This window comes from Mycobacterium neumannii (assembly GCF_048452905.1).
Lineage (GTDB): Bacteria > Actinomycetota > Actinomycetes > Mycobacteriales > Mycobacteriaceae > Mycobacterium > Mycobacterium neumannii_B.
Map to the genome: position 1 here is coordinate 223,024 of NZ_JBCGVF010000001.1, position 14,367 is coordinate 237,390.

The 14,367-nt window shown below is 67.3% G+C and carries 12 protein-coding genes, 1 pseudogene and 1 riboswitch; of the genes and pseudogenes, 3 read left to right on the forward strand and 10 right to left on the reverse strand.

The genetic code is table 11. The features are described from left to right. The first annotated feature begins 1 nt into the window (after position 1). Positions 2–418, forward strand: coding sequence for a DUF5313 domain-containing protein (locus AAHH99_RS00990; RefSeq protein ID WP_064348016.1), 417 nt, complete (start codon positions 2–4; stop codon positions 416–418). Between the two features lie 42 nt (positions 419–460). On the opposite strand, the gene metE is transcribed toward AAHH99_RS00990, so the two are convergent. From metE to AAHH99_RS01035, 9 genes and pseudogenes are all read right to left on the reverse strand, one after another. Continuing rightward, entirely contained in the window at positions 461–2,728 is a 2,268-nt protein-coding gene (gene metE, locus AAHH99_RS00995) for a 5-methyltetrahydropteroyltriglutamate--homocysteine S-methyltransferase (RefSeq protein ID WP_418767558.1), read from the reverse strand. 123 nt (positions 2,729–2,851) lie between these two features. After that, a riboswitch (cobalamin riboswitch) is annotated at positions 2,852–3,043 on the reverse strand. A gap of 128 nt (positions 3,044–3,171) precedes the next feature. Beyond that, positions 3,172–4,383, reverse strand: coding sequence for a Dyp-type peroxidase (locus AAHH99_RS01000; RefSeq protein ID WP_418767023.1), 1,212 nt, complete (start codon positions 4,381–4,383; stop codon positions 3,172–3,174). Next, positions 4,376–4,897, reverse strand: coding sequence for a copper chaperone PCu(A)C (locus AAHH99_RS01005; RefSeq protein ID WP_418767024.1), 522 nt, complete (start codon positions 4,895–4,897; stop codon positions 4,376–4,378). Before AAHH99_RS01005 ends, AAHH99_RS01000 begins: the two co-directional genes overlap by 8 nt. Continuing rightward, a complete protein-coding gene (locus AAHH99_RS01010; RefSeq protein ID WP_418767025.1) occupies positions 4,890–6,305 on the reverse strand; it encodes a PepSY-associated TM helix domain-containing protein in 1,416 nt (471 codons plus the stop codon). Before AAHH99_RS01010 ends, AAHH99_RS01005 begins: the two co-directional genes overlap by 8 nt. 120 nt (positions 6,306–6,425) lie before the next feature. Then, a complete protein-coding gene (locus AAHH99_RS01015) occupies positions 6,426–6,974 on the reverse strand; it encodes a hypothetical protein (protein ID WP_418767026.1) in 549 nt (182 codons plus the stop codon). A 30-nt stretch (positions 6,975–7,004) separates the two neighbouring features. Further along, on the reverse strand, positions 7,005–7,880 hold the full coding sequence (locus tag AAHH99_RS01020; protein WP_418767027.1) for an NAD(P)-dependent oxidoreductase: 876 nt from the start codon (positions 7,878–7,880) through the stop codon (positions 7,005–7,007). An 8-nt stretch (positions 7,881–7,888) separates the two neighbouring features. Next, a complete protein-coding gene (locus tag AAHH99_RS01025) occupies positions 7,889–8,269 on the reverse strand; it encodes a carboxymuconolactone decarboxylase family protein (protein WP_066844520.1) in 381 nt (126 codons plus the stop codon). Between the two features lie 198 nt (positions 8,270–8,467). Then, positions 8,468–9,208, reverse strand: a pseudogene (locus AAHH99_RS01030) (cutinase family protein); the annotation flags it as partial. A 78-nt stretch (positions 9,209–9,286) separates the two neighbouring features. After that, positions 9,287–10,321, reverse strand: a complete 1,035-nt coding sequence (locus AAHH99_RS01035) for an NADP-dependent oxidoreductase (RefSeq protein ID WP_418767028.1) — start codon at positions 10,319–10,321, stop codon at positions 9,287–9,289. 69 nt (positions 10,322–10,390) lie between these two features. Between AAHH99_RS01035 and AAHH99_RS01040 the strand changes: the two genes are divergently transcribed. Both AAHH99_RS01040 and AAHH99_RS01045 read left to right on the forward strand, forming a co-directional pair. After that, positions 10,391–11,365 (forward strand): TIGR03885 family FMN-dependent LLM class oxidoreductase, encoded by a 975-nt coding sequence (locus tag AAHH99_RS01040; protein ID WP_418767029.1) that lies wholly within the window; start codon positions 10,391–10,393, stop codon positions 11,363–11,365. Then, entirely contained in the window at positions 11,362–13,038 is a 1,677-nt protein-coding gene (locus AAHH99_RS01045) for an alpha-amylase family protein (RefSeq protein WP_418767030.1), read from the forward strand. The genes AAHH99_RS01040 and AAHH99_RS01045 overlap by 4 nt, the downstream gene beginning before the upstream one ends. Here AAHH99_RS01045 and AAHH99_RS01050 read toward each other — a convergent pair. Next, a complete protein-coding gene (locus AAHH99_RS01050; protein WP_418767031.1) occupies positions 13,006–14,304 on the reverse strand; it encodes a spinster family MFS transporter in 1,299 nt (432 codons plus the stop codon). The two genes, AAHH99_RS01045 and AAHH99_RS01050, sit on opposite strands and share 33 nt — an antisense overlap. Positions 14,305–14,367: the final 63 nt, after the last annotated feature.

A 14,367-nucleotide genomic window follows, 5' to 3' on the forward strand; every position in this document is an offset into this window, starting at 1 on the left:
CGTGGCTGCCGCCCGTCCCAACATCGTTCAATACATCACCTATTCGTATGGGCGCCGGCTTCCGGACTCCATGCGCGAGTGGGTGGCGCGCGACCTGGCCGGTCCGGGCGCGCTGCGCCGCCACATGATCCGGATGGCGATTCCACCCCTGTTCGTGCTGGCCCCGTTCTGGTTGCTTCCGGCCTCGCTGTATGTGCACCTGGAAATGACTGCGCCGATCTACATTTGGGCGATCCTCATGGCACTCGCGCTCAACAAGATCTGGCGTCGCCACCGTCTGACTCAGCACGGCCTGGACCAGAACCTGGTCGACGAGATCAAGCGCAAGAAGGACGCGCGGATGCACGAGGACTACATCCGCCGCTTCGGCCCGCGCCCCGAAGAGGCACGCTGGCAGCAGAACAGCAGCCCCTTCTAGCCGTGCGGAGTATCGTCGGCTGCGCGTGCAGTCACGCTGTGATCAGTGCGGACGAACGTCGTCCGCGGCGGCGACCAGATTGCGCAACGAGGCGGTCACCTCATCTGTCCTGCGCGTCTTCAGCCCGCAGTCCGGATTCACCCAAAGACGCTCGGCAGGAACGGAATTCAACGCTTCTTGCAGAGCGGAAGCCATCTCGCCGACCGTGGGTACCCGCGGCGAGTGGATATCGTACACGCCGGGGCCGACGCTGTTGGTGAACCCGGCCGCGTTGAGGTCGCCGAGCACCTCCATGTGCGAACGCGCCGCCTCGATGGACGTCACATCGGCATCGAGATCGGCGATTGCGCCGATCACCTCGCCGAACTCCGAGTAGCACAGGTGCGTGTGGATCTGTGTCGAGTCATCGACACCCGATGTCGACAGCCGGAATGCGTCGACCGCCCAGCGCAGATAGGCATCTTTGTCCTTGGACCGCAGGGGCAGCAGCTCGCGAAGCGCGGGCTCGTCGACCTGGATGATTGCGATACCCGCCGACTGCAGATCGATGGTCTCGTCCCGAATCGCCAGCGCCACCTGAGCCGCCGTCTGCGCCAACGGCTGGTCGTCGCGCACGAACGACCACGCCAGGATCGTCACGGGCCCGGTCAGCATGCCCTTGACCGGCTTGTCGGTCAGTGACTGCGCATAGGTGATCCATTCGACCGTCATCGGTTCGGGTCGGCTGACGTCGCCGTACAGGATCGGCGGGCGAACACACCGGCTGCCGTAGGACTGCACCCAGCCGTTCTGTGTGGCGAAGAATCCGTCGAGCTGCTCGGCGAAGTACTGCACCATGTCGTTGCGCTCGGGCTCGCCGTGCACCAGCACGTCCAGGCCGATCTCCTCCTGCAGCCGGATGACGTCGGCGATCTCCGCCTGCATCCGGCGCTTGTACTCGGCGGCGTCGATCTTGCCCGCGCGCAGGTCCGCTCGGGCCACCCGGATCGCCGATGTCTGCGGGTACGACCCGATGGTCGTCGTAGGCAGGACGGGCAGGTTCAGCCGCGCCTGCTGCGCTGCGCGGCGCCGGTCGGCGGGTCCGCGTTCGGCACCGGACGCGGTGATGGCCGAGATCCGCGCCCGCACATCGCCGTTGTTCAACCGCGGATCGGCGCGCCGCGACGCGATGGCCGCGTTGGACGCCGCGATCTCACCGTCGATCGCATCGCGTCCGTGCTGCAAGCCGCGGGCGAGCGCCACGACCTCGGTCACTTTCTCGAAGCCGAACGCCAACCAGTTCCGCAAGGCGCCGTCGATAGAGGGCTCCGCGTCGAGCGCGTACGGAACGTGCAGCGTCGAGCACGACGTCGAGACCGCGACGTGCTGGGCCGACCCCCACAGTGTTGTCAGGGTGCCGAGAGCCGAATCCAGGTCGGTGCGCCAGATGTTGCGGCCGTCGACGACGCCGGCAACGAGCAGTTTGTCAGCCAGTTCGGGCACCGCGGCGACCGCGGACACGCCGCCCGCGACGAGGTCGACACCGATCCCTTCGACCGGCGTGCGTGCCAGCGCGGGCAAGGCATCCGTGAGCTCGCCGAAGTAGGTGGCCACCAAGATCGCCGGCCGCTCGGTCAGCCCCCCAAGCTGCGCGTATGTGCGCTCAGCGAATTCTGCTGCCGTGGCGACGAAGTCGGTCACCAGAACGGGTTCGTCGATCTGCACCCACTCGACGCCCTGCTCGGCGAGAAGTGCCAGCAGCTCCCCGTACACCACGGTCAACTCGGCGAGCCGGTCGACCGGCGTGCCCGCTCCGTCCACCGCCTTGCTCAGGGCCAGGAACGTGATCGGTCCGATGACCACAGGACGAGCCGGAATACCCTGGGCGCGAGCTTCTTCGAGTTCGCCGAGGATCTTGGTCGGGTTCAGCGCGAAATGCGTGTCCGGACCCAGTTCGGGCACGATGTAGTGGTAGTTGGTGTCGAACCACTTCGTCATCTCCAGCGGAGCGACCTCATCGTTGCCGCGCGCGGCAGCGAAATAGCGGTCCAGTTCATCGGACATGTCCGCGAGCCTCGGAGGCAACGCACCCAGGAGGGCGGCGGTGTCGAGCATCTGATCGTAGTAGGAGAAGGTGTTCACCGGAACAGAATCCAGCCCGGCCGCTACGAGTGCCTCCCAGGTGTCGCGGCGCAGTTCGGCAGCCACAGACTCGAGTTCGTCGCGTCCGACGGTGCCGGCCCAGTACTTCTCGAGAGCTCGTTTGAGTTCACGGTTAGGCCCGATGCGCGGGGAACCGAGAGTGGTGGCATAGAACGGTGTTGCGGTCATGACGACGTCCTCATCGGTACGGCGGATGTTCATCGCCGCAGGGTGTCGTGCCGAACGCGGTCACGCCATGAGCAAACCGCTTCGGCCACAGCCCATTCCACGAGGCGATGAACCACCGGACGCGGCGCGCCCGGTACATCTGGCAGGTCTTCGGACTCGCAGGCTCGCACATGGTCGTGCACCTAATGGCCATCGCTTCCCAGCCCGTCGGGGCCAGTGCTGTTGGCGGCGGTCGTTCCTGCATACCGCTGCGGGACAGTCCCGGTTTCTCACCGGAGTTCCCTCTTGCACCGCACCCGAATCAGCGTGCGGCACTCGATGCCGACGGCCCTCCCTCGATTCCGAGATCGGTTCGCCGGCAAACCAGCTGCGCGACCAGCCTACCCCTACCAGATCGCCCTGGCCCGCGCGGCGTTCATCGGGTCCAAATCCCGATCCGACGCCTAGGACAACAGCGTCTGGCCCAGGTAGCCACCCGGCTCGACTCCCGGCAGGATCGCGAACGTCGCCGACCCGATCGTGGTGATCCACTCGTTCAGCGCATCGGCCGCAGCGAGCCGTCGCTGCACCGGGGTGAACTGTACGGCCGGATCACGTTGATACGCAGCGAAGATGAGTCCGCTGTCGGTGATACGCCCGGCGGGCGGGGCGTCGTCGTAGTTGTAGGGCCTGCGAAGGAATCGTTCGTCGTCGCTGTGCGGCCGGGCCAGCGCGATGTGCGCGTTCGGCGGGATCACCGGTATGCCGCCCTCAGCCGCGTCGAAGTCCGGAACGTCGTCTTCCCGGCTCCCGGTCAACGGCGCGCCGCTGTCGAAGCGACGACCGACGCTGAGTTCCTTGCTGGTTCGGTCGAGCTCGTCCCAGGTGTCCATCTCCGCGCGGATGCGACGCAACACCAACGTCGTACCCCCGGCGAACCACGGCTGGTCGTCACCGTCGTCCCAGACGTGCCGATCGAAACCTGCCTCGTCGACGATGTTGGCGGTCCCGTCGACCTGACCCATCAGATTTCGCATGCTGTGCGCACCCGAGCCCGCTGCTTGCCGAAATCCCTTCTGCCGCCATCGCTGCCGGGTCATGCCGCGCACGTTCTTCAGCAGCACCCGGCTGGTGTGAGCGACGGTGATCGGGTCGTCGGCACAGATCTGCAGCAGGAGGTCGCCGCCGCACCACTGCGGCTCGAGCCGGTCGGTGGCGAAGGCCGGCGGATCGGCCACCGCTTGTGGGCGCCGATTCCCGAGCCCGATCCGGTCGAACAGGCGCGGTCCGACACCGACGGTGACGGTGAGCCTGGCCGGCCGTTGTGCCAGTTCGGGTTCGGTGTCGGCCAGCGCGGGAGTGCCTTGAGTCAATCGTTCGGCGTCCGACGTCCACAGTCTCAGCACAGCTGCCAACGTCTCCTGCGGGCCGCGATGAGGCTGCGGTTCGAGGTCGACTGCGATGAACAACGCGTGCGCCTGCGGGGACGTCGCGACACCGGCCTGATGCCAGCCGTGAAACGGTTCGACGGCCCGGTCGACGGCCTCGGCAGGAACGGCGGACTGGGCAATACCGCTGTGGGACAGCGTTGCCCCCGCCGCCACCGCGACGGCGCCGCCCGCGAGAAGGCGACGCCGGTTGAGGTGGAACCGACCGTCGGTCACGCCGTCACCCATGGTCATGGTGTGGTGTCGAACCGCCCGTGGCCGGCTGGTAATTCTCGTTGGCACCGGCGAAATCCCGCACCTGGGCGGTGACCGGCATCGTAGAGCCGTCCTCGAACTCGACGGTCAGCGTCACCTCAGAACCGGGCAGCAGCGCCTGTTTGAGGTCCATCAGCATCAGGTGGTCACCGCCCGGCACCAGGGCGTGTGAGCCTCCGGCCGGGATGACCAGGCCTCCGTCTTTGGGGCGCATCGTCCTGGCCCCCGCATCGGTCGCGACTTCGTGCACCTCGACCCGTCCGGCCGCGTCCGAGCGTCCCGAGACGATCCGCGCGTCGTGGTGCCCGGCGTTGGTGAGCGTGCCGAACACCGCGGCCATACCGGTCTCGGCCGCACTGGCCCACTGGTCGGCGAGCGTGACCTCCGAGGCCATCGGCCCTTCGTCGTGTTGGCCGTGTGCCGTGCAAGCCGCCACGACGGTCACAGCGATGAGAAGTACCAGTGCGTGACAGATTCTGTTAGACATCGACTTTCGCCTCCGGCTGGGCGCCCTGCTTCTTGACCGCTGCGATGATGAGGTCGACGACCACGAATGCGGCGAGGCTGAGGCCGAACAACGGCAACGCCCAGCCCACCGCCACAGCGCCGGCGACGAGCAACACGATCACCCCCGGGTGCAGACCACGCAGGACGCCTCGCAGCGGCGGCCGTCCGGCCGCCCACGCCGAACCCCTTGTCGGCCTGCGTTGCCACCACATGAGGTAACCGCGGACGACGATCGTTACCAGCCCGATCGCGGTGAGCGCCAACACGATCTGGTTCACGACCCCGAACAAGACACCCATGTGCGCGTCGATCGCCCAGTTGGTGAGTTTGGCCAGCAGCGGCCACTCGGCTTGGTTCACCCGGTCGATGATCGCTCCGGAATCGGGGTCCACCGAGACCGCGTCGTACCGGGTGGGCCAGTCGCGCTTGTTCTCCGCGACTTCCCAACCCTGGCCGTCGCCGCTCGGAGGGTACATCCACATCGGCCCGGACAGCCCCACGGCGCGGGCCGCGCTCAACGCTGCGTCCGCACCGTGCAGTGGGGCGTCACCGCCGCCGACAACGGCTCCTCCGTGGTGATGCCCATGGCCCGCGTGGGTGTCGGCCGGCTGTATGAGTGCGGTGTCCACCGACGGCGCTGTGGTGTTCAGCCTTTCCTGCAGCAGATTGACCGTCTCACCGCCGTAGCGCGACCAGGTGATACCGGTGACCGACAGCCCGAGCAGCGCAACGATGATCCAAACTCCCACCGCGCCATGCCAGGACAGGGTGCGGCGACGGTCCGTCTTGTCGCGGTCGGGAAGCGCGATGCGACGCAGCTTTTTGGTGTCGCGGCGGTGCAGGTACCACAGCGCCAGACCCGCCAGCGCGATCACCCACAGCCAGCTCGCCGCAAGCTCGCTGTAATTGCGGCCCACGGCACCGAGATGGAGGTTGCGGTGCAACTCGTCGAACCACGCGCGCACCGGTAGCCACTGGCCGTAGGTGGTCAGCGCGCCACGGATCTCGCCGCTGTACGGGTCGACGAATACCGTTCTCGCATAGTCAGGCGGAACGTCGTCGACCTCGAGCACGACGCGCGTGGTGTCATCGGCCGCGACGGGCGGGCCGATCTGCTCCACCGTTCCCCCGGGGTATGCGGCACGCACGGCGCGCAGCTGTTCGGCCAGCGGGAGTCGGTGCTCCCCGAGGTTGTCGACGGTGACCTTCTCGCGGTAGATCGCGTCGTCGATCTGGGGAATGACCGCATACAACAAGCCGGTGACAGCGGCGATCAGAATGAACGGACCGACGAAAACGCCGGCATAGAAATGCAATCGAAGTAACAGAGGACGCACGCCGCGCTGACGCTGACGCGCGGGCGTGCCGAGGGTGGGGGTCGTTGTCATGAATGGCGGACCTTCAGCCGGCGGCCCGGCGAGCACGCTCGACGAGCCGGAAATTGAGGTGAGGTGAGTTAAGTCGCAAGCCGCGACGCCTGTCGCGGCCGATCTCGGTGCGCGGCGGGGCTAAGCCGCCGTTGCCAACCTCAGTGGCGGAGCGCGCATGCCGAGCCCGTAACTCAACAAGACGGATTCGGCGACAACGGTTCTGACGGCACGGTGTACCCGCCGCGCGCGCGGGCGCAGTCCGGACGGGGCGAAGATCCGCAGCCACTGCAGCACCGAAACGCAGACGACGTAGAGGTATTCGACGGCCGCGATCGCCGTTCCCAGGATCACGGCGGCCCCGATATGGGCCGCGGTCATCGCGGGCGTCAGCCCGAGGGCAGCGGCCGAATGCACGTGCCCACCGGCGATGACGAAGGACAGATGGCCGAGGAGTTGCGCGAGGCTCAGGGCGCCGACAGCGGCGAGCAGCCGCGCGTGACGACCGTCGAGCGCGGGTCGGGCGACCACGGCGCCCACGGTGGCGCAGACCAGCATCGCGACGATCAGCGCCGATCCCGCGGGGAGCTGACCGCCGGCGAACGTATGCGCGGTCGCGGTCAAGACGGCAGAACACGATCCGACCAGACCCCCGCGCACCCAACGTGCGCGCGACTTCGGCGTGTTCACCTGCAGAACTCTACCGTCGGCGCCACCGGGTCACCCCTCGACCACCACACCCGCGGCGGCTTCGATGGGTTTCACCACCGCCGTGAAGTCCGATTCGGCTCCCTCGCTGGCCATCGTCGCCTCCCAGACCTGGCCCACGGCGTCGGCCAGTTCGGTCGGCAGGCCCAGCGCCCTGGCCTCGTCGAGGTAGAGCCGGACGTCCTTGACCATCAACCCCGTCGCGAAGCCGTAGTCGAACGTACGGGGCAGCACCGCCCGCGGGAACTTGTCCCGACTGGCGTGAGTGCCACCGGAGCCGGCGTTGAGGACGTCGATCATCACCCGGGCGTCGAGTCCTGCCTTCACACCGGCCACCATCGCCTCGGCGGTGACAGCCAGTGTCGTCGCCGCGATGACGTTGTTGACGAGCTTCATCGTCTGCGCCGCGCCGGGCTTCTCACCGACGAACGTCGCCCGCCCCAGAGTTTCGAACAGCGGTGCGCACGTAAGGTAGTGAGCCCGCGGCCCCGACACCATGATGGCCAGGGTGCCCGCCTCGGCCCCGTGCACACCGCCGCTGACGGGGCTGTCGAGCACCGCGATCCCGCGCTGGGCCAACAGCGCGTTGTTGCGCTGCGCGGCTTGGCTTCCCACCGTCGACAGGTCGACGAAACGCTCGACGACGGTCCCGCAGGCGACCTCCGCGGCGACGGACCCCGACGCCTGCGGGGTCGGCAGACTGGCCAATATCGTCGGCACGCGGTCGGCGATTTCGCGCACCGAGGCCGCCCGCTCGGCACCGCCTTCAACCGCCCTGTCGACCACCTCGGGGCGGGCGTCGCACACAACTACCCGATGCCCACCCGCCCGCAGACGGGCCGCCATCGGGAAGCCCATGTTGCCGAGTCCGACGAATCCGATGTCCATGCCGCGGCCTACCGCTGTTCGGCGTCGTCGAAGGCGGCGCGCGCGGTGCGGAAGGCCTCCACCGCGGCGGGCACACCCGCGTACACCGCGACCTGCATGAAGATTTCGCGGATCTCTTCGGGTGTCACGCCGTTGGTCAGGGCGCCTCGGACGTGGGTGCGAAGCTCGTTGGGGCGGTTCAACGCCGCGAGCATCGCAAGGTTGAGCATGCTGCGCGTCTTGTGGGACAGGCCGTCGCGTCCCCACACCGCTCCCCAGCAGTACTCGGTCACCAAGTCCTGGAACGGCCCGGTGAAGTCGTCGGCACTGTCCGCCGCCTTCTGCACATAGGCCTCACCGAGCACCGCCGTGCGGATCTCGCGACCTTTGTCGTACACGTCTTGGTCCACCACTCGAGAGTGGCAGACCGCGACGAGGAGCGCTCAGCCGGCAGGTGCGGGGGCCGGAGCCGGAGGCGGCGGTGCGGGCGCGGGTGCGGGTGCCGCGAACGGCGCGGGGGCCGGAGGCGGAGGCGGCGGTGCGGGCGCGGCCAAGGGCGCCGGAGCCGGCGCGGGAGCCGGTGGCGGCGGGGGTGCCGGAGCCGGCTCGAGACGCGCCACCGCGTAAGCCGCACCCTCGACGGCCATCCCGTTCACGATGTAGGAGTTGTGCGCGAAGCTTGGAAGACCGATGGGAGCGCCGTTGCAGATCGTGTCGCCCTCGGCGCACAGGTCCAACGTCTTGTCCTGATACGACGGTCCGATGACGATCGCGGGCGCGCCGGCATCGGTGAGGAACTGATCCGAGGGCCGCCCGAACAACACGACAGCGGCAACGTGGTCGCCGACTTCCTCGGACATCGGCTCGGGGATGAACTCGCGGTACTCGGCGGGGATCTCCTCGGGGATCTCAGCGGAAGTCACGTATCCGGCGACCGCAGCGCCCTGTGAGAATCCGCCGAGCACGATGTCGGTATCGGGGCACGCCGCGGCCGTCGACTCGACTTTCTGTCCCGCATCGCGGATCCCGTCGACGACCGTGCGTGCGAACTGGATGCGGTTACCGAAGTCGCCGCTGGCCAGGTAGTTGACCGGATAGACGTCGATGGACCGTGGGCCGGCCTGGGCGCGCAGCTGGTCGACGAACGCCTGCCCGACCCCGCCGACACCGATCGGCTCGCCGGTCCCGCGCGCGAACACCACCTGCACGTCCGGACAAGCGGGCGGCGGGGCAGGCACAGGAGGCGGAGGCGGGGGAGGTTGGGCCGCCGCAAGGGGAATCGATCCGCCGAGCAGCGCCGCGAAAGGCACCACCAGACTCAGCATCCGAGCGATTCGACGAGCGCCCATGCCACCTACTCCTATGTGTTGTGTCCACCAATTGCGACGTTCGTCATACCCGCTTTGATTCGCGACCAACCAACCGTTTCACGAGGCAACTTTCCCGCTTCCCGGCTTGCTGATTTCGACCAACATCTTGCCGATGTTGGCACCGGTGAACAAGCCGTTCATGGCGTCGACGCAGGATTCGATGCCCTTGAAGATCGTCTGGCGGTGCACCAGCCGTCCCTCGTCTGCCCACCGGCGCAGGGGCCCGAAAGCCTCGTCGAACCGCCCCCATTCGTCGAGTGCGTTGAAACCCTGCATCAGCGCGGTCTTCGACAACAGGTTGACGTAGTTGGACGGGCCGGGATGTTCACCGCTCAGGTAGCTCGAGATGACACCGCACAACACCACCCGCGCCTTGTGCGCCAGGCGGCCGAGCACCGCGTCGAGGATCGGCCCGCCGACATTGTCGAAGTACACGTCGACGCCGTTGGGGCAGTGCTGCTTCAGCGCCGCGGGCAGGTCGCCCTCGCGGTAGTCGATGCACGCGTCGAACCCGAAATCCTCCACGACCGCGCGGCACTTGTCCGGTCCGCCGGCGATGCCGACGACCCGGGCCCCGGCGATCTTAGCGATCTGGCCCGCGACCGAACCGGTGGCACCCGCCGCCGCCGACACCACCACGGTCTCCCCCGGCTGTGGCTTGCCGATCCCGACCATTCCGAAGTAGGCCGTCGCGCCGGTCGGGCCGTACACCGACATCACCGCGAGTTGGTCGACGTCGGGACCGGGCACCGGCGTGGTGAAGATGTCGTCGCGGCTGATCACGTATTCCTGAAAACCCGTCAGCGTCGTCACCACGTCGCCGACGGCGTACGCATCACATCGGGACGCCACGACCTCACCGATGCCTGCCGCGCGGATGACCTCCCCGAGCTGCACAGGAGGCAGATAGCCGGGCTGGTCGTTCAGCCAGGTGCGGGCGGCGGCGTCGATACCGACGTAGGTCGTGCGCACCAACGCTTCACCGTCGGCGGGCTCGGGCGCAGGAGTGGTGATCAACTCGGTGTCGGCGGGCTGGACCAGCCCGACGGGTCTGCGGCGCAACACAATCTGGCGGTTCATCAGCTCGGCCACGAGGGCGAACCTACCGTGCATCTGCTGACGTTCACGTAAGAGCGGTGAAGAACGGGTACGCGGTGTCCCATGACGGTCATCGGTTTCCACTGCTCGCACGAGCAGATCAATCCGGCGCAATTGCTGTGCGACGTCCAGCGCGCCGAGCAGGCGGGTTTCACCGCAGCCATGTCATCGGACCACTTCAGCCCCTGGAGTGAGCGGCAGGGCGAATCCGGTTTCGCGTGGGCCTTCCTCGGTGCGGCACTGGCCACGACGCAGCTTCCGTTCGGGGTCGTCAACGCGCCGGGGCAGCGGTACCACCCGGCGATCGTCGCCCAGGCCATCGCCACGCTCGCGCAGATGTTCCCAGGCCGGATCTGGGCCGCACTCGGCTCGGGTGAGGCGTCCAACGAACGGATCACCGGCGACGAATGGCCGCGCAAAGAGGTGCGCGACCAGCGCCTCGTCGAGTGCGTCGAAGTCATCAGACAACTACTCGGCGGCGACGAGGTCAGCCACGAAGGCCTGGTACAGGTCAATCGCGCGCGGCTGTGGACCCTGCCCGACAAGATCCCCGATCTCGTCGGGCCAGCCGTCACCCCGGAAACCGCCGCCCGGCATGCCACCTGGGCGGACGGGCTCGTCACGGTGAACCAGTCGAGAGAAGCGCTGGAGAAGGTCCTTCGGGCCTACCGTGACGCCGGCGGCCGCGGGCCTGCGCGGTTGCAGATTCACCTAAGTTGGGCCCCGTCGGAGGACGAGGCGCTCGCGATCGCCCACGACCAGTGGCGCAGTAACGTGTTCGATCCCCCGGTCTGCTGGGACACCGAGACGGTCGAGGCGTTCGACGTCATGAGCGAGAAGGTCACCCCCGAGCAGATGCACCAATCCGTCCGGATATCAAGCGATTTGGGTAAGCATCTCGAGTGGCTGCAGCAGGATCTGGAGCAAGGGTGGGACGAGTTGTACCTGCACTTCGTCGGACAACAGCAGACCGGCTTCATCGACGCGTTCGGCGAACACGTGCTGCCCCGGCTCAATCCGACGGCGGTCTCCGCGTGAGGAAGATCGAGACTGGCGACCTGTGGTGGAAGAACGCCGTCTTCTACTGCGCCGACATCGAGACCTTCTACGACTGGGACGGCGACGGCTGTGGCGACATCCGCGGCATGACCGAGCGCATCGAGTACCTCGCCGGCCTTGGTGTGACGTGTCTGTGGCTCATGCCGTTCTACCCCACCGGCCGGGTGGACGACGGCTACGACATCGTCGACTTCTTCGGTGTCGACCCCCGACTGGGAACGCACGGTGACTTCGTCGAACTCGTGCGCACCGCCAAGTCCTGCGGGATCCGGGTGATCGTCGACTTCGTCATGAACCACACCTCGGACCGCCACCCGTGGTTCAAGTCCGCCTGCCGCAGCACCGACGACCCGTATCGCGACTACTACGTGTGGAGCGCGACGAAACCCAAGTCGAGCAAGAAGGACGTCGTGTTCCCCGACAAGGAGGACAGCCTCTGGGAGCGCGACCCGAAGACCGACGAGTGGTACCTGCACCACTTCCTCAAACACCAGCCGGACCTGAACATCGCCAACCCCGTTGTACAGGAAGAGATCTCGCGGGTGCTCGGCTTCTGGCTCGAGCTGGGGGTATCCGGTTTCCGGGTCGATGCCGTCCCGTTCCTCTTCGCCCGCGACGGCGCACCCGGCGATCCAGGGGTCTTCGACCCGTACGAGTACCTCGGCGACGTGCGCAACTTCGTCACCCGACGGGTCGGCGACGCTGTGCTGCTCGGCGAGGTGAACGTCGGTTATCAGGATCAGAAGTCCTTCTTCGGCGGCCCCGACGGAGACGGGCTCAACATGCAGTTCGACTTCATCGGAATGCAGAACGTCTACCTGTCCATGGCGCGCGGCGACGCCCGACCGATCGCCGAGGCACTGATGCAACGGCCGTCGCTCGACATCACGAGCCAGTGGGCCAATTTCGTGCGCAATCACGATGAGCTCACCCTGGACAAACTGAGCGACGACGAGCGCCAGGAGATCTTCGACGCCTTCGGCCCCGACCCGGACATGCAGCTCTACGGGCGCGGCCTGCGCAGGCGGCTACCGGCCATGCTCGGCGGCGATGAGCGGCGTATGCGGATGGCCTATTCGCTGATGTTCTCGCTGCCCGGCACCCCGGTCCTGTTCTACGGAGAGGAGATCGGCATGGCCGAGAATCTCGACGTCGAGGGACGCTTTGCGGTGCGCACCCCGATGCAGTGGACCAACGGTGCCAACGGTGGCTTCTCCAAGGCGGCCAAGCGCAAACTGCCCAGGCCCCAGCCCGACGGAATGTACGGTCCCGACCGGGTCAACGCCGCCGACCAGCGCCACGATCACCAGTCGTTCTGGTGGTTCATGCGCAATCTCATCTACACGTACCGGTCCCAACCGGAGATCGGATGGTCGACTCCCGAGATCCTGAACCAACCGAATCCCGCCGTGCTGGCACATGTCTGCCGCGAAAAGTCGGGTTGGGCAATGGTCGCACTGCACAATTTCGGCGCCGAAAGCTGCCTTGCGCCGGTCCAACTCGGCGAGGCGCCGGGCTGCAAGCTCGTCGACCTGCTCGACGACCTCACCGAACACGAACTCGACGACAAGGGCCGCATCGAGGTCGGCCTGGAACCGTACGGCTACCGGTGGCTGCGGCTAGTGCGACCCGACGACCCGCCGATCATCTGAGTCGACGATCTCACGGATGAACCTCCGACTCGCCAGGAGGTAACAGAGGATCGCGACCACCTGGAACACGGGCACGATCAACAACGACCGCCCCAGCGACATCGCGCCGAGGTCGCCGGAGAGCGCATCGCTGATGACGCCGGTGAGGAACGGGCCCGCTGACCCGACGATGGCGCCGAAGAACAGGAAGATCGCCGAAGCCGTCGCGCGCTGTTCGGCTCGGGCCAGGCGTTGGATGGCCGCGATGGACGGCGCCATGTACGCCGTGCCGACGACGTAGCTCAGCGAGATGAACCATATGCACAGCGTCCGGTCACCCACCGTGAACGCCAGCGCCGAGAAGGGGAGCATCGCAGCGGTCATCGCGGCCACCAGCCACAGCAGCCATCGCGGATCCCGTGCCGACAACCGGTCCGCGACCCGGCCCACGACCAGCAGGCCGAGGATCCCCGTCAGCCCGCTGGCGATGCCGTAATGCACTCCGACCTCGCCCAACTCCATACCGCGGGTCCGGACCAGATAAGCAGGGGCAAAGGCCGTCAACGAGTAACCCGCCACCGAGATGCAGGACGCGCCGACGACGACACCCACGAAGCTGCCTTTACGCAACAGATCCCAGGCCTTGGCGGGGACACCGACGTCGACGTCGGTCGTGGCGGGCATCGACTGCCTACGCCCGAGCGCGACGAGGACCAGCGGCGCGAACGCCACGCTGACCGCCCCCATGACCACGAACGCCATCCGCCAGCCTAGGGCTTGAGCCAGCAGGCCGCCGCCGATCAGGCTGACCGCGCTGGCGAGTGGGATCGCGAGCGTGATCACCGCCAGCGGCGCGGCACGACGTTGCGGGGCGAAGTTTCGCGCCACATACGCGTGCGCGGCCGGTGTGCTGCCAGCCTCACCGATCGCGACGCCCACGCGGGTGAGCGCCAGTTGGAAACCCGACTGCACCGCACCGCCCAGCATCGTCATCGCGCCCCACAGCGTCAGGCACGTCGACACCACCAGCCCGAACGCACCGCGGTCGGCGATCCGGGCGATCAGCAGGCCGAGCACGGCGTAGATGGCCAGGAAACCGAACCCATTGATCACGCCCAGGGCGGTATCGGACAGGTCCAGTTCCGCCCTGATCGGTTCGGCAAGGACCGCGGGCAGGAACCGGTCCGCGTAATTCAACGTCCCAACGATCGCGAGCAGCGCGACCGCAACCCAGGCTCGCCGCGCGCTGTGGGTGCCGCTGACCGGGGCGAGCTGTGCAGTAGCCATGTCGTGGGCAGCTTCCCAGACTTTGTCTCAAGTCCGGGATTAATTGCATTTCAAGGGGGTAAA